The organism is Dietzia timorensis (assembly GCF_020742175.1).
Taxonomy (GTDB): domain Bacteria; phylum Actinomycetota; class Actinomycetes; order Mycobacteriales; family Mycobacteriaceae; genus Dietzia; species Dietzia timorensis_A.
The window spans coordinates 1-19,553 of sequence record NZ_DYXM01000229.1 but is presented as its reverse complement, the minus strand read 5'-3'; the positions used below and the strand labels follow the sequence as shown (position 1 = coordinate 19,553).

At 64.6% G+C, this 19,553-nt stretch carries 17 protein-coding genes and 1 tRNA gene; 7 read left to right on the top strand and 11 right to left on the bottom strand.

The window, feature by feature from the left end:
• Window positions 1–452 (bottom strand): phosphoribosylaminoimidazolesuccinocarboxamide synthase (locus tag K8V11_RS12120; protein ID WP_303914613.1); only part of this gene is annotated, 452 nt, incomplete at its 3' end.
• Between the two features lie 67 nt (window positions 453–519).
• The gene (locus K8V11_RS12115) at window positions 520–1,398 is read right to left on the bottom strand and encodes an alpha/beta fold hydrolase (protein WP_303914610.1); all 879 of its coding nucleotides are present in this window, start codon (window positions 1,396–1,398) and stop codon (window positions 520–522) included.
• A gap of 166 nt (window positions 1,399–1,564) precedes the next feature.
• Here K8V11_RS12115 and K8V11_RS12110 point away from each other — a divergent pair, with 166 nt between their 5' ends.
• Both K8V11_RS12110 and K8V11_RS12105 read left to right on the top strand, forming a co-directional pair.
• Window positions 1,565–2,113 (top strand): hypothetical protein, encoded by a 549-nt coding sequence (locus tag K8V11_RS12110; RefSeq protein ID WP_303914608.1) that lies wholly within the window; start codon window positions 1,565–1,567, stop codon window positions 2,111–2,113.
• A gap of 185 nt (window positions 2,114–2,298) precedes the next feature.
• On the top strand, window positions 2,299–3,681 hold the full coding sequence (locus K8V11_RS12105; RefSeq protein WP_303914605.1) for an HNH endonuclease signature motif containing protein: 1,383 nt from the start codon (window positions 2,299–2,301) through the stop codon (window positions 3,679–3,681).
• A 107-nt stretch (window positions 3,682–3,788) separates the two neighbouring features.
• On the opposite strand, the gene purB is transcribed toward K8V11_RS12105, so the two are convergent.
• From purB to K8V11_RS12080, 5 genes are all read right to left on the bottom strand, one after another.
• Window positions 3,789–5,237, bottom strand: a complete 1,449-nt coding sequence (gene purB, locus K8V11_RS12100; protein ID WP_303914603.1) for an adenylosuccinate lyase — start codon at window positions 5,235–5,237, stop codon at window positions 3,789–3,791.
• An 88-nt stretch (window positions 5,238–5,325) separates the two neighbouring features.
• Window positions 5,326–7,032: an AMP-binding protein gene (locus tag K8V11_RS12095; RefSeq protein ID WP_303914600.1), complete on the bottom strand. Its 1,707-nt coding sequence runs from the start codon at window positions 7,030–7,032 to the stop codon at window positions 5,326–5,328.
• Between the two features lie 151 nt (window positions 7,033–7,183).
• Window positions 7,184–8,392, bottom strand: coding sequence for an aminotransferase class I/II-fold pyridoxal phosphate-dependent enzyme (locus tag K8V11_RS12090; protein ID WP_303914598.1), 1,209 nt, complete (start codon window positions 8,390–8,392; stop codon window positions 7,184–7,186).
• A 51-nt stretch (window positions 8,393–8,443) separates the two neighbouring features.
• Window positions 8,444–9,706, bottom strand: a complete 1,263-nt coding sequence (gene purD, locus K8V11_RS12085; protein ID WP_303914595.1) for a phosphoribosylamine--glycine ligase — start codon at window positions 9,704–9,706, stop codon at window positions 8,444–8,446.
• A gap of 55 nt (window positions 9,707–9,761) precedes the next feature.
• Window positions 9,762–10,508: a TetR/AcrR family transcriptional regulator gene (locus tag K8V11_RS12080; protein ID WP_303914592.1), complete on the bottom strand. Its 747-nt coding sequence runs from the start codon at window positions 10,506–10,508 to the stop codon at window positions 9,762–9,764.
• Between the two features lie 939 nt (window positions 10,509–11,447).
• Here K8V11_RS12080 and K8V11_RS12075 point away from each other — a divergent pair.
• A complete protein-coding gene (locus K8V11_RS12075) occupies window positions 11,448–11,870 on the top strand; it encodes an HIT family protein (protein WP_303914590.1) in 423 nt (140 codons plus the stop codon).
• A 59-nt stretch (window positions 11,871–11,929) separates the two neighbouring features.
• The gene (locus K8V11_RS12070) at window positions 11,930–12,193 is read left to right on the top strand and encodes a hypothetical protein (protein ID WP_303914587.1); all 264 of its coding nucleotides are present in this window, start codon (window positions 11,930–11,932) and stop codon (window positions 12,191–12,193) included.
• Window positions 12,194–12,388: 195 nt separating this feature from the next.
• Here K8V11_RS12070 and K8V11_RS12065 read toward each other — a convergent pair.
• A tRNA-Thr gene (locus K8V11_RS12065) sits at window positions 12,389–12,464 on the bottom strand.
• A gap of 284 nt (window positions 12,465–12,748) precedes the next feature.
• Here K8V11_RS12065 and K8V11_RS12060 point away from each other — a divergent pair.
• From K8V11_RS12060 to K8V11_RS12050, 3 genes are all read left to right on the top strand, one after another.
• A complete protein-coding gene (locus K8V11_RS12060) occupies window positions 12,749–14,125 on the top strand; it encodes a threonine/serine exporter ThrE family protein (RefSeq protein ID WP_303914584.1) in 1,377 nt (458 codons plus the stop codon).
• Between the two features lie 222 nt (window positions 14,126–14,347).
• Window positions 14,348–14,560, top strand: coding sequence for a hypothetical protein (locus K8V11_RS12055; RefSeq protein WP_303914581.1), 213 nt, complete (start codon window positions 14,348–14,350; stop codon window positions 14,558–14,560).
• Window positions 14,561–14,766: 206 nt separating this feature from the next.
• Window positions 14,767–16,218 (top strand): trehalose-6-phosphate synthase, encoded by a 1,452-nt coding sequence (locus tag K8V11_RS12050; RefSeq protein ID WP_303914616.1) that lies wholly within the window; start codon window positions 14,767–14,769, stop codon window positions 16,216–16,218.
• 21 nt (window positions 16,219–16,239) lie between these two features.
• On the opposite strand, the gene K8V11_RS12045 is transcribed toward K8V11_RS12050, so the two are convergent.
• The 3 genes from K8V11_RS12045 to K8V11_RS12035 are packed head-to-tail and all read right to left on the bottom strand — an operon-like array spanning window position 16,240 to window position 19,381.
• The gene (locus tag K8V11_RS12045) at window positions 16,240–17,280 is read right to left on the bottom strand and encodes a hypothetical protein (protein ID WP_303914579.1); all 1,041 of its coding nucleotides are present in this window, start codon (window positions 17,278–17,280) and stop codon (window positions 16,240–16,242) included.
• Window positions 17,277–17,942, bottom strand: a complete 666-nt coding sequence (locus K8V11_RS12040; RefSeq protein ID WP_303914576.1) for a hypothetical protein — start codon at window positions 17,940–17,942, stop codon at window positions 17,277–17,279. Before K8V11_RS12040 ends, K8V11_RS12045 begins: the two co-directional genes overlap by 4 nt.
• On the bottom strand, window positions 17,939–19,381 hold the full coding sequence (locus tag K8V11_RS12035) for an MCE family protein (RefSeq protein ID WP_303914572.1): 1,443 nt from the start codon (window positions 19,379–19,381) through the stop codon (window positions 17,939–17,941). Before K8V11_RS12035 ends, K8V11_RS12040 begins: the two co-directional genes overlap by 4 nt.
• Between the last annotated feature and the right edge of the window lie 172 nt (window positions 19,382–19,553).

Sequence of the window (19,553 nt, the reverse complement as noted above, 5' to 3'; positions counted from 1 at the left end):
TGCTCGCCTTGTTCGGCCTTGGTCGCCGGCGTGAAGATCGGCTCGGGCAACCGGCTCGCCTCCGTCAGCCCATCCGGCAATTCGATGCCACACACCGTTCCGCGGTCGCGGTACTCGACCAGCCCGGATCCGGTGAGGTATCCGCGCGCCACACATTCCGCAGAGGCCATGTCGAGCTTGCGCACGACCATCGACCTGCCGAGGACATCGGCGGGGATCCGTTCGTCGTCCGCAGGGCCCGCGAGATGGTTGGGCACGCCCAACGCATCGAAGAAAAAGAAGCTCATCGCCGTCAACACGCGTCCCTTGTCGGGGATCGGCGAGGGCAGGATATGGTCGTACGCCGAGATGCGGTCCGTAGCTACCAGCAGCAGAGTATCCGCATCGATTTCGTAGAGTTCGCGGACCTTGCCGCCGCCGAGATGTCGATAGTCAGTTAATTGCGCGCGCATGCCGACCAGCCTACGTCTTCCGTCACGCCCGTCCGCGCACGGCGGGAGGCCTCGGCAGCCCGCCGGGTTATGCGTCGAAGAGCTCGTCCAACCATTCGTCGAGTTGGATGTAGGCGGCATCGGCGTCGAGGTCATTGAAGATCTCGTGGAAGGCGCCGGGGAACTCGGTAAGCGTCACCGTCGGGGTCAGTCCGGCGCGCTCTCTCGCGGCCGCGGACAGCGCGGCGAACTCGCGCGAACCGGCGATGTCGGCCACGGAATCTTCCGTTCCGTGGATGATCCTCGTGGGAATCGATATGGTTCCCGCCTGTGCGCGCGTCGACTCGCCGGCAGACAACATCGTCGCCGCCGTCAACGCGGGAACGGGCTTATGGAATATGAGAGGGTCGCCGGAATAGTCCTTCACGTATTCCTCGATCCTGCTGATCCCCGATGGGTCCAAAGTGGATGCTGGCGCCCACGGCGCCAGCGCCGCAAGCAGATTGCCAAGATTTTTGTACCACTCCGGGTATCCGGCTCCGACGAGCAGCGCGGGCGAGGACAGGAACATCCCGTCGACGGCGCCCGGCACGCGCACCGCGGTCGCGGCTGCAAGCAGGCCTCCCATCGAATGGCCCATCATCCCGACCGGGATCGAGCGTTCCCGCGCGTATTCGGCCACGCGCAGGAGCGCCGTGTGCACCGTGCCGACCAAGGCGTTCACGTCGGCGACTGCGCTCCGGCCCGAGGAGCGCCCGTGCCCGGGAAGATCGAACGCGAATACGGTGACCCCTGCCTCGGCGAGATGCTCGATCTGCCGCGCGTAGCGTCCGTGGTGCTCGCCGAACCCGTGCACAAGCAGCAGCGCGGCGCGCTCGGTACCGCGCGCCGGAAACGACCTGCCGAACAAGGTGCCCGCGCCTGCGTCCGCGCCGGGCTCGCCGGCGTTCCAAGGTTCCGAAGCCATGCTGTCGATGCTGGGGAGGTACGTCATTCCCACACAGTAGCCCCACCCATGACGTCGGACGCCGCTTTCACCTGACCATACGGCGCCCGAAATTCCTGCCCTACTATCACCGGTCTCTCAGCGATCATCTGCGAAGCTGCCAGCATCGGAGAATATCGTCGCCGGTGTGAGTCTGCTTGACGGCCCTTCTGGCGCCATTAATTTCCTGATGACGGGGTTCGCGACGCTGGCTATCTGCGTCGCGGCGATCCTGCTCCTCGTGGTCGTGCTCGTACCGCGTCTCCGCGAGAGCGCGGGCCTGCCGTCCACGATCCTTGCCCTTGTCGGCGCGATCGTCGCTCGCTTCACCACCCACTACTCAGTGTTCGGCGACGAGGTCTTCCGTGGTTCGACTGTCTACTGGTCGGTGGCACTTGCCGTCACGTCTGCGGTGTGGTGGGGCGTGGCCTCGGCGAAGAACAAGCCGCACCCGCCGCAACCTGTCGTGCACAAGCCTTCGTTGTCGCCTGGCGAATCGACTTCCGCGGTCGCCGTGAAAACGCGCCCACGGACGGAGGCGGCGAAGCCCGCCTCGGCGACCAGAACAAGTAACTCGATTCCCAACACCTTGGCGAAGTGGGGCGCGCTCGTGCTCGGCGGGGCTGCCTCGATCGCCATCGCCGTCGCGACGTTCCTCACGTCCACGGGCATCTATCCGGTGTCGCTACCCCTATAGCCCATCAAAGTCGCGATTGTCAGGACTGTTGGCCACAAGACCCCGGACGGACGAGCCGCACCGGACGACACCCCTTGACCGGTTGGTCTCCCCGCAATCCACAGACCGGGCCGGTATCCACAGCGGTTGATTTCGCTGCAGGTTTCGCGGCGGGACTTTCGGTGCCGCCTCATAGTGTGGCGGGCATGGACGACATCCCCGATGACGCGACGCTCCACGAGAACCCGGTCCCCCTCGTACACCGAGCGAGCGAGGCACTCGCCGACGTGTGCGCGACGTTGGCGCCCGCGAGGGGCTGGCTCGGCGACAACGAACGGTTCTCCGTCGCTCGTGAAATCGAGTTGATCGCCCGCCGCGCGGAAGTCGCGGCGGTGCTTCACGCCGGGCATTTCGCCGCATCGGAGAACGCACTGAACCGTTCCCGCACCAGAATCGCCGCTGGACTCTCCGAGGCGACGGGTTGCAGCAGGCCCCAGGCGCACACCCGGCTGGATACCTTCGATCTCGTCGACACCATCGCCGGCCGCGCGTTTATCGACCTACAGATCACCGCGATTCAAGCCCGCGCCATCGCGTCAGCACGCGAACCCTACGAAGACCTCCTCGACAGTGCCGTTCTCGATAACACCGAAGAACGTATCGTGCGCCGAGCAAGCACGAAGTCCGCCGCCACCCTCAAGCAGGAAGTACAAACCTCACTCAGCCCCAAGCTCTCCTCCGACGGCAAGGATCGGCAGGCGCAGCAGCGCGCGGCCCGGGCGGCGCGACTTTACGGTCAACAAACCGACGGCATGTCCAAGCTCGTTCTCAACGTCACCCCGGGAACTCGCTCTTTACTCGGAGGGCTGTCGGCGCAGGCGAGCTCGCTACGCGCGAAGCAGGCCGAAGATGCAGCGAAGGAGGGCCGGGTCCCCGAGGACCTCAGCCACGAGCAGGCGTTCCACGATCTACTCCTCGACCATCTCGCCACCACCGACGAACCGTCCAGCGCATCAGACACGGCTCAGGCCCAAGCCCCTGCCGATACCGATACCGATACACCGGCGGACACGCACGCGTCGTCCCGCACCACCCGGGTCGCTTCGATCGTCATCCGCCTCGGCCCGGGAGATTGGACCAATCTCGGCACGCTCGTGTCGACTAATTCCGGCGCCGTCGTGTCGGTACGCGATGCTCTCGACATGGCCTCTGGCGGTCCCAGCTATCTATCCACACGGGTCGCCGGCCGCGAGCGCTTGTTCCGGATCGACGAGATCGACCCCGACACCAAAAACGCCGATTCCCGGTTCGCCGACGCGATCCAACGCCTGGTGCTCTACGCCCAAGCCGATGGCTGCCGGTTCCCCGGCTGTGACGAACCCGCGGTGAGGTGCCAGGTACACCACCTAAAACCCTGGAATGACGGCGGACGAACCACGCTCGCAAACCTGCTTCTCGTGTGCCGCGCGCATCACAACAGAATCAACGGCTCTCCCGACGGCTGGTCGGTTCGTCCGGATCCGAGCGAACCCGAAAAATTCGAGTGGACGCCGAATACGCCACGTCGGAACTCAGCCGAGCCCGCCTGAACGTAGACCGAACCCACTCGGTTCCCGCGCGCACTGCTCCCTGCGCTCCGTGCACACGCAAAGCCCAGCGCCTTCGCGGCCCGAAAGCGAAGGCGCCACGAGGCGCGCTAGAAAATTTCGCCCGGGCTGTACAGCGCAGCGTCCGGGTACTGTTCGACGAGGTCGGCGACCTGAGCCACAACCGCATCGGTCTGCGATCCGGCCGCGCCGACGAACGCGTCCTTCTGCGCCAGTTCAGCCTCGAGCTGGTCCTTGTCGAGCGGAATACGGTCGTCGGCAGCGAGCCGTTCTATCAGGTCGGGTTCGCGCCCTTCCTCGCGCATCGCCAGCGCGACAGCGACCGCGTTCTCCTTGATCGCCTCGTGCGCGGTCTCGCGCCCGACTCCTGCCCGCACGGACGCCATGAGCACCTTCGTCGTCGCGAGGAACGGCAGGTAGCGCTGGAGCTCCTTGTCGATCACCGCCGGGTAGGCGCCGAATTCCTCGAGCACCGTGAGAAAGGTTTCGTACTGCCCTTCGAGCGTGAAGAACGCGTCTGGAAGCGCGACACGCCGCACCACGGAGCAGAACACGTCGCCCTCGTTCCACTGGGCGCCGGCCAGCTCCGACACCATCGACTGGTAGCCGCGCAGCACGACCTGCATCCCGTTGATCCGCTCGCACGAACGTGCATTCATCTTGTGTGGCATCGCAGACGAGCCGACCTGCCCCGGCTTGAAGCCCTCGGTCACCGTTTCGTTTCCCGCCATCAGGCGCACGGTGTGGGCCCAGGATGACGCCGCCGCTCCCATATGCACGAGCGCGCCGACTACCTCGTGGTCCACCGAACGCGGATACACCTGCCCCACGGAACTAAAGACCTGAGTGAATCCGAGGTGCTGCGCGACGAGCGTTTCGAGCTCCTGCAGTTTGGCCTCGTCGCCGTCAAAAAGATCCAACATGTCCTGTGCGGTGCCCATGGGCCCCTTGATTCCGCGCAGCGGGAGGTTGTCGGCGGTGGTCCGCACGCGTCGCAAGGCGATGAGGAGTTCCTCGGTAGCCGAGGCGAAGCGCTTGCCGAGCGTCGTGGCCTGGGCGGCGACGTTGTGCGAACGGCCGGCCATCACGAGATCGCGGTAGGCGACTGCACGCTCGGCGAGTCGCCGCGCAGCCGCGACGCCGCGCCCGTGTACGAGTTCCAGCGACTGCCGCAGCTGCAGCTGCTCCACATTCTCGGTGAGGTCGCGGCTCGTCATCCCCTTATGGATGTGCTCGTGCCCGGCCAGCGCGTTGAATTCCTCGATCCGCGCCTTCACGTCGTGGCGGGTCACGCGTTCGCGATCGGCGATCGAGTCGAGGTCGATCTGGTCGATCACGGCCTCATAGTCGGCGATGACGTCGTCGGCGATATCCAACCCGAGCGAGGACTGCGCTCGCATCACGGCGATCCACAGTTGCCGCTCGAGCCGAATCTTGTTCTCGGCCGACCAAATCCGCGCCATGTCGGCACTCGCATACCTTGTGGCGAGAACATTGGCGATACGAGGCTTTGCTGGGCTATTCGCGCTATCAGTCACGCCTTCGATTATTGCCCATCACCGCGCCCGGCCTCTAGCCGCCTCTGCTCGAGCGCCCTCGCCCGGACGCCACTTCGCCCTTCCCTCGTCAACTCTGGGCGGCGCGTTTCTTTCGCAGCAAGAATCGCTGGATCTTGCCTGACGGGGTCTTGGGCAGCTCCGCAACATAGTGGATCCGGCGCGGGTACGCGTGCGCCGCGAACTGTGTCTTCACCAGTTGCTGCAGCCGCGCGGTCGTTTCCTCGGCGGCTTCCGCGTCCGGAATTCCCCCACGTAGAACCACGTAGCTTTCGAGCACTTCACCGCGAAGCTCGTCCGGAACTCCGATCGCGGCAGCCTCTACCACCTCCGGGTCCTGTACCAGTACAGATTCCACGTCGAACGGACCGATTCGGTAGCCCGCCATGATAACGACGTCGTCGTCGCGACTGGCGAAGTAGAACAGTCCGTCCTTCCCACGTTTTCCTGCGTCCCCGGTGTAGTACCAGCGCCCGTCGGCGGAGAACCGCTCGGCCGTTTTCTCCGGCGCGTCGAGGTAGCCGCCGAACCATTTGAGCGCGCTCGCGGACATATCAATGGCCACCCGACCCATCCGGTCATCCGAGGAGTCCCCCACCGCAGCGGGATCCATCGGACGATCGTCCACGGGATCGAGCACCTCGCTTTCCCACCCCGGCAGGGAAACGCCCATGGATCCGGCGCGGAGCTCGTTGCGATACTGCGGATGCCACGCGTTGACGATAAACATCCCGTGTTCGGTTTGGCCGTAGTGGTCCCGGACCTCGCTACCGAAGAAGCTCTTGCCCCATTCGATGATCTCGGGAGTCAGTGGCTCGCCGGCCGACGACGCGCAGCGCAGCACCGTGGGCCCCGCCGCATCCCCAGCGTGCGCCCGGATCGTGCGATACACCGTGGGAGCGGCGGCGAAGTTCGTAACTCCGCACTCTTCGAATACGCGCAGCGCGAGAGCCGGCGAGTACGGCGCGGTCAGCAGAATGTTCGGCAAGCCGAGCGCCATCGGCCCCATGAGACCGTAATAGAGGCCGTAGGCCCAGCCTGGGTCGGCGGAGTTCCAAAACACGTCCTCGGGATGCATGTCCAGCCCGATTTCCATGTACTGGTGGAACGACGCAAGCGCCCGCACGGGGATCACCACGCCTTTTGGCCGTCCTGTGGTGCCCGACGTGTAGAGCACCACCATCGTCGCGTCGCTACCACCTCGAGCGGCGGCGCGATCACCCCAGTTCGCCTGCGCCGTCAGCTCATCCAGCCGAAGGTCCCCGGTCCGAATTGCAGACGCCGTCGCCTCGCCGGAACCCGCGACGACAACCTGCGCATCGCCGCCGGAGATTTTCTCGCGTTGCCCCGGATCGCTCACGATCACCTTCGTGCGCGAGCCCTCCAGCCGCATCTCGATGGCCGGCCACGCAAAGGCCGTGAACAGCGGCACGTATACCGCACCGAGACGCCAAATCCCGAGGATCACGCTGACCAGCTCTGCGGACTTGCCCATCAAGGCGGCGACGGCGTCGCCCTCCCCCACGCCGAGATCGGCGAGCGCAGCCGCGACCTTTTCGCTGTGCGCCCTCAGCGAGCCGTAGGTCAGCGGGGTGGTCCGCAGTGCCCCGTCTTCGCCCTCGGCAACGACCGTGAATGCGGTGGCCTCGGGGTCGTGGCGGTCGCAAAGCAGTTCGGCGACGCAGGCGTCGGGGCTGTCGTATTCGGCTAGCAGTTGGTCGACAGACCTCGCGGTCCGGGTATCGTCGCCAGCGCCTTTTTCAATCGTTGCGGACACGTCCGGCTCCTCACTTCTCGGAAAACCTCGCCCGAGCATGGAGCAGCGCCGTGCCCAGGCAGCCGCAGGGGAACCCACAGCCACACGTCAAGTATGGCGCAGGTCACACTTAGTGTGTATCCACGAACGTGGGTAATTGCCCCGTGAGGTGTCAGCGAGAGAGAAATTCCCCAAGTCGATCGAGCGCAATCGAGATGCTCTCGGCATCGCCGGCGAAGCTCATGCGCACCGTCGTGTCCCCGCCGCGGCGGTCGAAATCGACGCCCGGGGTGAGCGCCACACCGGTCGCGTCGAGAACCTCGCGGCACCACTTCAGCGAATCGGAGGTGTGTGCCGACACGTCGACGTAGACGTAGAACGCCCCATCGGGTTGCGCGATGAGCGGCATTTCCAACGCCTCGAGTCGCCCGACGACGAGGTCGCGGTTCGCCGCATACCGCTCGACGTGTCCATCGAGCTCGGCCTCAGCCTCCGGGCCGAGAGCGCCGAGTGCCGCGTACTGCGAATTGGCGGGCGCACAGATCGACAGGTTCCCCAGCAGGACGTCCACGGCCTCCCGTAACCCCGCGGGCACGAGCATCCAACCGATGCGCCAGCCCGTCATCGAAAAATACTTGGAGAACGAACCGATCACCACGGCGTTCCGGGAGAATTCCCAGGCGCTCGCGCATCGGCGGCCGAAGGTGATGCCGTGGTAGATCTCGTCCGACACGAGCAAGGTGCCCGCCTCATCGCACCAGAGGGCGATGGCGGCGAGTTCGTCCTCCCCGATGATCGCGCCCGTCGGGTTCGCCGGAGACGCGATGACGAGGCCGTCCGGGGGCGCGCCGAGCTCCGCCGTCAGACGTTCGAGGTCGTCCACGCTCGGCTGGAATCGTTCGGTATCGACGGGATCGAATTCGACTACCTCGCAACCGAGCGCCGCCAGGGTGTTGCGGTAGGCCGGGTAGCTCGGCCGCGCCAAAGCGACGGTGTCGCCGGGATCGAAGGCGGCGAGGAAGAGCGCGGTGAACCCGCCCGAAGATCCAGTGGTTATGACGACGGAGTCAGGGTCTACCTCGTAGCCGTACCGGGTTTCGTGGAGCTCGGCGATGCGGGCGCGCAGTTCCGCGATGCCCGGTGTCGGGGTGTACCCGAGGATGTGCTCGTCGAGCATTGACCTGGCTGCCGCACGCACGGGTGCAGGCGCGCTGGTGGACGGCTGCCCGGCGGACAGCGAAATCATGTCTCCGTGGCTGGCCTGGCGCGCGGCGGCGGCATCGATCACCTCCATCACGCGGAAACGCTCGACGTGCGAGCGCGCCGAGCGCGAGGGCCCGTCGCCGCCGGAGGCGCGGTTCGTTGCCCGGTCCGATGCCATTGCGTGTCCGCCTTACGTGCGGGGGCGACGAGTATTCGCCCCGCAATCCTGTTATACCTTCGGAATCTCGATTCGGCCGTCGAGCGCGGCCTGCCCGATGTCGGTGCGGAAATGCCCGCCGCGCATGCGCACCCCGTCGAGGATCTCGTAGGCCTGGGTACGCGCTTCACGCAGGTCTGCGCCCACGCCGACCACCGACAGCACGCGGCCGCCGGCCGAGATGAATTCACCGTCGTCGTTGCGCCCGGTGCCCGCGTGGAGCACTCCGTCCTGCGAGGCGCCGGTGATGACATCGCCCTTGCGCGGGGTAGACGGATAGTTCTCGGCCGCGAGGACGACGGTCACCGCGGCACCGTCCCTCCACTTCAGCGGAGGAAGGTCCGCGAGCATGCCGCCGGCCACGGCCGACAATGCCTCGCCGAGGGGGGATTCCAGCAAAGCGAGGACCGCCTGCGTCTCCGGATCGCCGAACCGGCAGTTGAACTCGACCACGGACGGGCCTGCAGAGGTCATCGCGAGCCCGGCGTAGAGCAGCCCGGAGAACGGAGTCCCGCGAGAGACCATCTCCTTCGCGACGGGCGCGACGACCTCGTCGACGATCTGAGTAGCGGCGCCGTCATCCAGCCACGGAAGCGGCGTGTAGGCGCCCATGCCTCCTGTATTCGGGCCGCGGTCCCCATCGCCGACGCGTTTGTGATCCTGAGCGGGCAGCAGCGGCACGACATTCTCACCATCGACGAGGCAGAACAGAGAGACCTCCGGCCCATCGAGGAAAGACTCGAGCAGCACCGGGTGGCCGTCTTCGAGGCAGGCCATCGCGTGCGCCCGCGCCGCGTCCCGATCGTCGGTGACCACGACCCCCTTACCCGCCGCGAGACCATCGTCCTTGACCACGAACATCGGGCCGAACTCGTCGAGCGCTGCGTCGAGATCGGCGGTCGAGTCGACGATGAGTGCCTTGGCTGTACGAACCCCTGCCGCGGCCATCACGTCCTTGGCGAACGCCTTGGAGCCTTCGATCTGCGCTGCCGCGGCCGAAGGGCCGAACACCGCGAAACCGTCTTCGCGCAGCTTGTCCGCCACGCCCGCAACGAGAGGGACCTCGGGTCCGATGACCACGAGATCCGCTCCGATCTCCTTCGCCAGCGCCGTCACCTCGGCGCCCGAGGCGGCCTGAACAGGGTGCACCTTGGCCACCTCGTCCATTCCGGCATTGCCCGGCGCGACGTGGAGTTCGTCCACGTCCGGGTCTTTCGCCAGGGTGGTCAGCAGGGAATGTTCGCGGGCGCCGGAGCCGATCACAAGAATTCGCACGCTGAAATCCTATCCGACTTCCGAATCGCCTTCGCGACGCCGCACGATGTGTCCGTTATAGCCAATCGGTGAGATCGGAAAGCGCGCCGGCAGGGAACGGCTTCTGCTCGGCGACGAGCTCGCGCCCCTTCTCGGTGAGAAGGATCGGTCCGATAACGCGCTGCAACTGAGCGTCGAGAACGTCCCAGATCCGGTCGACGTCCTTACCCTCGCCGATAAACCCGAGCGCGCTGATCATCGACATCCCGAGTAGCGACGACCAGATCTCAAGAGTCTCGGTATCGGAGATCTCGGCACGGAACACTCCGGAGGGCACGCCCTTCTCGGCGGGCTTGCGCAACGCGGCGATGAGCTTGTCCGCGGCCTCGCGCACTACCGGCGACGTGCCACCGGTTTCGGAGATCATGCGATTCCATTGGGGCTCGTCGATGGCAAACTTCACGTAGGCGCGGCAGGCGTTGCGCACGTCGGCCCAGGCAGCGAGGCCCGCGCGTTCGGATTCGGACTCGGCGGCGACACCGGCGTCGAGTACGAGCGAAGTGCGCATGCTCTCCGCCATCTCCTCGATCCCCCGGCTCGCGACGATGTCGACGAGCTCGGCGCGGTTGGTGAAATGCCTGTAAGCGGCTGTCGCCGAGACGCCGATCTCCGCGGCGATCTCGCGCAGGACGATCGCGCGCTCGCCGGAATGCCGGGCGCGGCGAGTCGCCGAAGCGATGATCGCCCGTCGTAGGTCGCCGTGATGATAGGGCTTGCGGGGTTCGGCGATTGCCCCGCTCTTCGGCTGGTTCGTGGCGGACACGTTTGGCCCTCCTTATGTAAATACCTTGGTCATTTGTTTGTCGTGCGGAAAGCGTCGTCCGACCAGCACGCCACTGCCCCGGTCACCTCTGCCCGGGGAAGCGGAAATCGCGCTGATACTTATTGGGCGACTTTTCGTTGCGATTCGCCGACGAGTGCCGCGACCTTATTCGTTCGAGAATTCGGTTCCGATTCAGTCGCCGCGCGGAGTCTCGCGTTCGCGGATCGTGCGTACGACGGCTCCTGCCTTCGCCTGCGCAATCCGCATGCGCGGACCTCAGATGGCCTCACGCATATCGTGTGGTTAGGGCTTGCGTGTCGATCTTCATTCGACGTGCACCGTAAATGGATGCCGTACACGCCGGCATGTGCGCCGAGCGTCGACCGACGCGGCGCCAACGCGCAAGGAGTGCCCTCAGGCTCCATCCGTCCCCGGATACGGAGACCCCTGCACCAGCATCGCTGCAGCATCCGAAACCAGGCATGTGACAGCACACAGGCCGGAAGCGGCACGACAACCCCGTCTCGTTCGCCGAACGGTACTACCTATTCCTGGCCGCGAGCTGCAAACTTCCTGGCGAAAACCTTGGAAACATGGATAACTTTCGGGTGTTCCGGGGCGCTGCCCCAATACCCGGTGAGCAAGCGCCCGTTCCCCGGATTCTCCGTCTCTAATGACCTCGTGCACTGTCGAACGGTGAAACACAAAAGCTACCGAACCACTGTGTTCGATCTGTCACATATATTACGTGTCGAGAAGGTAAATAACGCACAGAAGGCCGGTGTTTCCGGTTTTACATCCGTCCTTACAGTGTCTAACTGTTGCTGGTTTCCCCACCGTTTTCACCGGGAATGACGCCGGAGTTCCGCATCCGTCTCGCCTCTTGGCAAACCACTCGTGTCCTGCATGAGGGCGATAACTGCGGGTAGCATCCGAGTTATGGCTTCGATTTTCACCAAAATCATCGATGGCGAACTTCCGGGGAGATTCGTATGGAAGGACGACGTTTGTGTGGCGTTCCTCACTATCGCTCCCGTGACGGATGGACACACGCTCGTCGTACCCCGCGCCGAGGTCGATCGCTGGACAGATCTCAACCCTGAGGACTTCGTCCACGTCATGAAAGTGGCACAGATCGTCGGGGCTGGCGTCATCTCCGCATTCGACGCTCCGCGGGCGGGTGAGCTCATTGCCGGATTCGAGGTTCCCCACACTCACGTACATGTGTTCCCCGCGTGGGACATGGGCGGCTTCGACCTATCGAAGGCCGACTCAGACGCCTCCGCAGCGTCGATGGACGCGGCCGCCGAGGCCATCAGAGCCGCCTTGCGAGAGCTCGGCCACGACAACGTCGCCGAGTAATCGATGCCCGCACCCAGCCCCCGCTGCCTTCGCACCTTCAAGCCTTTCGGACGACTTCAGTGAGACCGCAGGACCTTTACCCGGAATTCGGCACGTTCGTCTCCGATTTGCGAGCGCATTCGGAGCGACTCGCTTTTATCCGCCTCGACGTGGAGACCTGGAATCCCGATGAGCTGCGCGCCGACACCGGGTCCGGATGGAGCTCGGACGAAACACTGGTTTCACTGATCGACGACCTGGACCGCGCCGAGTCGACACTTCGCACTGCGACCGCAAACCTCGAATCCGCTTGGGCGGCGCTCGGCCGCCTGGCATCGGACTAAATTCTCGAACTTCCGGAGCCGTGACCTCGGCAGCACTGGGGGTAACCAGCAGAACCCCTGAATGCGATTTGCGCCACTGTCGTGCCGTCTTGGCAGTTCCCACTCGCCAACACGGCACGTTTCACACGTCGGTCGACAAGCCGAAACCGGTTGCCGTACAGACGTTTTGAACCCACAATCGGTACGGAAAAGTGGTGGAGCTGGAGAAGGGACTTGAACCCTCAACCGCCCGATTACAAGTCGGGTGCGCTACCAATTGCGCCACTCCAGCAAGTCCCAGATAGTCTATCTGGCGAACGTTCGTGCGCCTATTCTGGCCGCACTGTTCATATTTTCACACGAGGCGAGCGCACGCTATTGGCGGCGGCAATGGCAACCGGCAGTACGGCGTTGGTCTCACATCCACTACTTCACTCGTGAAATGTCGGTTCCTGGCACGGCCCGGCCAACAGTTCGCTTGTATCCCCAGCCAACGGCGCTACGCATCAAGGGAGGTCAGTTTCGGATATGGCGGCATCGAATCCGTCGAATCGCGCGGCAACAGCTCGGGAGGCCGTGACGACTACCCTGGAACCGTTCTGGCGTCCTCTGGCACGCTGGGGCCTTCGTAAATCGGCGATCGACCGCGCCGCTGAGCCACCGCTGTCGCCGTGGGCACCCATCGACCTCGACGACGACGCCACCGTGACCTCCGTGTTGCAGCTTTCGCTGGATATCGCGGTCGTGCTGCTGTCCTCGGGCGAGGGCGCCGCAGACACCGCGCTGCAGGCTGAATCCGTCGCGGCATCGTTCGGTCTTCCCCACGCGACGGTCGAGATCACGTTCACCTCGCTGACAATGGCCGTCGGGCGTAGGCCCGGCCGCCCGCCGATCTCGGTGATCAAGGTCGTCGAATACCGCACCATCGACCTCACGCGCATGATCCGCGTGACGCGTCTCATCGACGCGATCATCCGCCGCAAGATTACCCTCGATCAGGCATCGGCTCAGGTCGAGCAGATCACCAATGCTCCGCACCCGTACAAGTTCAACACGGCTATCGCAGGGTGGTCGTTTCTCGCCGCCGGCGTCGTGCTCCAGCTCGGCGGCGCTCCGCTCGCGGCGGCATTGTCCTTCGTCTCGGTTTTCGCAACGATGTGGATCAACCGTCTTCTGTCGAAGGTGGGGCTCCCGGTGTTCTTCCAACAGTTCATCGGTGGCTTCATCGCGGGCATGACCGCGCTCTCGGCGTATCGGGTCTTCGAGAACACCGCCGTGGACGTGAGACCTTCGCAGGTCGTCGCGGCCGGCATCATCGTGCTTCTGGCCGGCCTCACGCTTGTTGGCGCCATCGAGGATGCGATCACCGGTTATCCGGTGACGTCGGCGGGCCGCGTGGTCGAGACGACGATGCTCACCGGCGGCGTCGTGGGTGGTATTGCCACGGCGATCGCCCTTTTCGCGCGCTTCGGCATCGAGGCGCCACCCATCAATCCCACGTTCTACGGCGGTAACCCGTTCATCGTCGTGCTGCTCGCCGCTGGCGTCGGCGCCGCGGGGTTCTCGCTGGCCTCCTACGCCACACCTAAAGCCATCGTGCTGGCGGGATTCGTCGGCATGGTGTCGATCACCGTATATACGCTGTGTACAACAAATGACCTGGGCGCAATCGTCGGATCTGGCGCCGCGGCAACCACAGCCGGCCTGATCGGCGGTATTTTCGCTCGCTGGGTCGGGCTTCCGCACATGATCGTCACCGTGGCCGGTGTCGCTCCGCTGCTCCCCGGCCTTTCCCTGTACCGGGGTCTTTCGGGGCTACTGTCGGACAACTCCACGTCCGCCCTGGGACAGTTGTCCCAGGCCGGCGGTATCGCCGTCGCGCTCGCAGCGGGCGTCGTTTTCGGTGAGTGGCTCACTCGCGTCATGCGTAGAACGCAGGCCGCCGACCTCTAGTCCGCGTTGGCCGGCGGCGGGAACGCCTTTCTCCAGGCGTGATCGGCGCCCGCCGCCGGCTTCCTGCATGTAGCGGGTACGGCCGACACCGGCCCACACGGTAGGATGGCTGGTATTGACACCCGCAGCCACGACGGCTGCGCACCTTCGACGTCATAGTTAAAAATTGCCCACTAGCTGCGCGAGCGACGAGCCGGAGCGCGCAGTTGCAGGAGGAGACACATGGCAGGCAAGACAAACGAGACCCCCGACGTCATCAAAGATGACGACCTTGAGCCGGTTGCCGACGAGACCGCCGACCGCGCCCGTCTGGTTGTAACCGCGCATTCCGCCGACGCCGACGAAGCGACGATGCTGCTCAACATGCTCGGCATCGGCCCCGATACCTCCACGAGCATCGTCGAGAGCGATGTCGAGGAGGAAGAGGCCAAATAGCCTCGCGCTCCGAACTTTTCATTCGCCTTCCCGCCCACGCACGTAAAGTGGGTACCGACCCGGCGTAGCGGCGACGGGGGTTCGCGCGGCGGCACAGGCAGCGCGCACGGATCGGGGCAATGAGGAGGCAATTCGTGACGGCCAAGGCGGCTAAACCGAACGAAACGTCCAACGGGGCACGTGGAGATTCCGCGCCTCGAAGCACGCTGACCAGCAATGTCGGCCACGCCGATTTCGTCGTTGTCGCCAATAGACTCCCCATCGACCTGGAGCGCCGCGCCGACGGCACCGAGGTGTGGAAGCGCTCCCCCGGCGGACTCGTCACCGCACTCGAATCGGTACTTCAGGCCTCGTCCGGGGCATGGGTCGGCTGGCCCGGCGTGCCCGACGCCAACCCTGAACCCTTCGAGGCGGACGGCATCGAGCTGCACTCGGTCCCCTTGTCCGCGGAGGAGATCGAGTACTACTACGAGGGCTTCTCCAATGGCACGCTGTGGCCGCTGTTCCACGATGTGATCGTGCAGCCCGAGTATCACCGCCACTGGTGGTCTGCTTACGTAGAGGTCAACAGGCGCTTCGCGGAAACGGTGGCGGCCGCGACCGCCGAGCAAGGAACCGTCTGGGTGCAGGACTACCAACTGCTTCTCCTGCCGAAGATGTTGCGGCAGATCCGGCCTGACCTCAACATTGGGTTCTTCCAGCACATCCCATTCCCGCCGGTCGAACTGTTCATGCAATTACCGTGGCGCACGGAGATCATCGAAGGCATGCTCGGTGCCGACCTCGTCGGATTTCACCTGCCCGGTGGCGTCGAGAACTTCCTCTACCTCGCCTCTCGCCTTTCGGGTTACGAGACCTCAAGGCGCAGCATCGGCACGGCACGCAAGGGCAGCCGCTCCGGCGTCGTGCAGGTCGGTTTCCGCGAGGTCAAAGTCGGCGCGTTCCCGATTTCCATCGCTTCGGGGAAAATCTCGGAGCGCAGCAAATCCAAGGAAGTCCGCCAGCGGTCGAAAGAGATCCGCAAGGAACTCGGCAACCCGAAATTGCTCATGCTGGGCGTGGATCGGCTCGACTACACCAAGGGCATAGACGTCCGCCTTCGCGCGCTCGAGGAGCTCATCGCCGAAGGGCGAATCGGAGCCAGCGACGTGTCCCTGGTGCAGATCGCCACGCCGAGCCGCGAACGCGTCGAGCAGTATCAGACGATGCGCTCCTCGATCGAGCACGCGGTCGGCAGGATCAATGGCCTGTTCGGCACGATCGGCCATCAAATCGTCACCTATGTCCACCGGCCGGTTCCGCAGGCGGAACTCCTCGCGTTCTACCGTGCCTCCGACGTCATGCTTGTGACCCCGATCCGCGACGGAATGAACCTCGTCGCCAAAGAGTACGTCGCGGCGACCGTCGATGGCGACGGCGCGCTCGTGCTGTCGGAGTTCACGGGCGCGGCGGCCGAGCTTCGGCGGGCGTACAAGTGCAACCCGCACGATCTGGACGGGGTCAAGGATGCAATCGAGCTCGCGGTCAACGACGATCCGGAAGAGCGCCGTCGCCGCATGACGACCTTGCGCCGGCAGGTGCTTACCAACGACGTCACGCGGTGGGCGCGCCAGTTCCTCAAGGCTTTGGGCGGCGAGGAGCTGTCCGCGAAGGTCTAAATTCGGGTTGCACCGGGGCTGCTAGAGCACCTCGACCTTGGACACCTTCCACACCTGCCCGTCGCCTTCATCGACACGGTCGACGCTGACCCGAAGCCTCGTCGACGAATTCTGCGCCTCGGGGTTGTCCTTCGTCGAGACCATGCGGTTGAGCATCATCACGGTGACCACATGGTCACTGTCGATTCGCTCTTCGAGCCCCACCGCCGCGACCGTCGCGTACGAATTCGCCTCGGTCTCCTTGGCGAGGGAGGCCACTTGTGGTCTCGTCGTTTCGCGGAACTCCTTCTCCGCTTCCCCTGTGAGCTGCGGTTCAACCCGGCCCAGCTGCTCGTCGACGCCTTCGGCGTCATAAGTGAACATGTTGGTCACGATGGTGCGCGCCGCGTCGGCGGCTTCGTAAGGAGCGTTGGTCTCGGCCTGCTCGCTCGCGACGGCATCGTGCTGGCTGCTATAACCCACCCAGCTGACGACCGCCACAACGGCGAACACCGCTGCGACTGCCAGGAGCGCCTTCGCGAGCTTCGGGTTCCCGTTCGGCGCCGATGCCGTCCGGAGATCGGTGGATTTTTCTTTTGTCCGGCTGGATGACGTCGCGGTACCGTCCTCCCCCGCGTCGTCGCCCACCTTCTCCTTTTCGGTGTCCGCGCCCTTCGTTACGGTGTCCGCACCCTTCTTTTCGGTGTCGGAGTTCGAAGCCTTCGCGTCGGCACTCCCTGCTGCCGTTGCGGTCGCGGCTGCGCCTGCTACTGCCGTTCCCGCATTGGTCTTGCCTGCGCTGCTTTTGCTTGCGCCACTCTTGTCCGCTCCGGACTTCTCTCCGGCAGCGGCTCGCGTGGCCGCATTATCCGACTCCTCGGAGGATTCGGCTGCGGCTCGGTCCTTCCCTGCGCCCGGCTCGTTGACATCGAAGCCACTCGCTCGCACGGCGTCGAGAGCCTCTAGCCGCGCCCGGTCTGCCTTGTCCTGGGCCTTCTGCGCCTTGCGCGCAGCCCGTTCCGCTCGGCGAAGCCGTCGTGGATCGTCTGCGGCGCCCATCGCGTCGCTGGTTGAATCGCTCACGGGATAAAGTTCACCCCTGTCACCTTCAGTACTCCGTCGTCATTCGGGGTAACAACTACTCGGACCCGGTACGTGTGTGCATTGGGGTCTCCAGAACTCGCCGTCGGGTCGTCTTTCGCAGCGGCATCGTCGCCGGAGCTCTTGTCACCCGCGGCATCGCCCGATTTCTTGGACTTGTCGTCCTTGTCGTCCTTTTTGGCATCGCCTGAGTCGTCGGCAGGCTGATTCTGGATCTGCTGGTCGACCGCCATGACGATGTTGTACTGGGTCTTGCCGTCGTCGTCGGTGGTCTGGTTCTCCAGCCCGGCGGCGACAACGGAGCCCTCCGCGACGACCTTATTGAGCTCGACGATGCTCTCGTAGGAGTCTCTACGCGGGCTGAATTGGCTCGCGAAGTCGCCATCGATGTCGGCCTCGATCTTGTCGACATCTTCGGCGATGGTGTCCTGGCGGATGGTCATCAGATTGGTCATGACCTTTGTCGCAAGGTTGACGGCGTCGGTCTGCTGCTCGTAGGTGGCCGCGCGCGTGGTGCGGATCTCGTTTGCCTCGGCGCGTGCATCAAGTGCCATATAGGCACCGACCAACGCGACGATGAGGGCGATCAAGGCCACCGCGGCAGCCGCGATGAGCGCCTTGCGGGACGCTAGTGCTCGGCTCAACTTACCTTCACTCCGTTCAGCACGGCATCCGTCATCGAAGCGCCGGACGCGAGTGCCGTGTTCTTCCCCAGATCGGACTGGGAGTAGGTCTTCCCGTCAGAGGCTACATACTCACCGGTGTCCGGGTCGTACATGGCCGCCGTGGTCGCGTACGTGTTGGGATCCTGACCACCGGCCGGCCAATCCTGCAGCCCCAGGTCGGGGAGCTCGGTCTGCGGTGGACCGATCTCGCTGTTGTCGGGCGGATTGTCTCCGAGCACGTCGTCCGGGCCGTAGCCACCCTCGCGGCACTGCTGCACGGAAGCACCGCGGCGATCCGGATACTCCATACATGGCAGGTTCCGAGCGCCGCGCACGGTCGTTGCCGCGTCGGAGGGAACCTTGCAGTACAGACCGTTGATCTGCGCGGGAACCGACAGGTCGGCAGGCGATCGCTGGTCGGCCGCGGGAATGAAGCCCGTGGTGCACGGCGGCGGGTTGTTGAGTTGCAGGTTGAAATCGACCTTGATGGAATCGGCATCCTTTCCGCCGTCGATAGCAGTGAGAAGCGCCGAGACGATTGCCGGATACAACACGAAGAGCTGCTCAAGGGAGCGGTTGTAGACGACACCGACCTCACCGACCGACATGAGATTGGCGACGAGGACCGGCAGGACCGGCTGGAGTTCGTCCATCGTTCGCTGTGTCTTTGCGAGCATTTCCGGCCCGTTGTCGAGGATGCTCTCGAGCTGCGGCCGGTTCTCGCGTAGCTGATCGGTAACGTTCGCAAGATTGCTGATCCACTTCTTCAGCGAATCCTCCGAACGAATCTGAGAGTTGAGCAGCGGTTCGGCGTCTTTGATCAGTGCATTGACCGCGTCGGAATTGTTGTTGGCTTCCTGCACGAAAAGTCTCGTCGAGTCGATGAGGCGCTGCATGTCCTGCTCGCTGCCGGCAAAGGCGTCGAAGCTCTCCTGGAGCACATTGCGCATCTTTTCGTTGTTGACGCTCGCGAGGAGCGCGGTTGCCTGATCGAGCACCGGGCCCATCCCCTGCGGCAACGACACCTGGTCTCCGCGCAGCACGGTGCCGCTCTCGAGTTCCCCATCGGGAGCGCCGACGGGGATGAGGTCGACATACTGCTCACCCACCGCCGACACGCTGCGGATTTCGGCGCGTACGTTCTGTGGCAGATCGGCGCTTTCCTCGATGTAGAGATTGGCGCGTACGCCATCGGGGTTGAGGTTGACCTCTTCAACGGTGCCGACCGTATTACCTAGGTATGAGACGTTGGCGTTCTGATACAAACCGCCTGTAACCGGCATCTCGAGCGCAACATCCACGCGATCGAAACCGAATCGCTGCGGCAACTTGAGGTAGACGACGGACATTGCCGTCAGCCCGATCACGGTGATAATCGCGAAGAAGACCAGCTGCCACTTCACCTGTTTGGACATCATGGCTGGCCACCTCCATCAGGTCCGGGAGCGGGTGCGGGCGCGGGAGCGGGCGTGCCGGCGGGCCCGCCACCGGGCGCCGCCGGGTCCTCTCCGTCCCCGTTGTAGTGTTGCTGCCCCTCAGGCACCTCCATGGCGTATGGGTCGGCGCTCGACATCGGTGCCGGCGCGAGAC

Excerpts from the sequence above, each read along its gene's own strand:
- K8V11_RS12115 (WP_303914610.1), bottom strand. The coding sequence starts at position 1,398 with ATGGCTTCGGAACCTTGGAACGCCGGCGAGCCCGGCGCGGACGCAGGC.
- K8V11_RS12105 (WP_303914605.1), top strand. The coding sequence starts at position 2,299 with ATGGACGACATCCCCGATGACGCGACGCTCCACGAGAACCCGGTCCCC.
- K8V11_RS12090 (WP_303914598.1), bottom strand. The coding sequence starts at position 8,392 with ATGGCATCGGACCGGGCAACGAACCGCGCCTCCGGCGGCGACGGGCCC.
- K8V11_RS12075 (WP_303914590.1), top strand. The coding sequence starts at position 11,448 with ATGGCTTCGATTTTCACCAAAATCATCGATGGCGAACTTCCGGGGAGA.
- K8V11_RS12055 (WP_303914581.1), top strand. The coding sequence starts at position 14,348 with ATGGCAGGCAAGACAAACGAGACCCCCGACGTCATCAAAGATGACGAC.
- K8V11_RS12035 (WP_303914572.1), bottom strand. The coding sequence starts at position 19,381 with ATGATGTCCAAACAGGTGAAGTGGCAGCTGGTCTTCTTCGCGATTATC.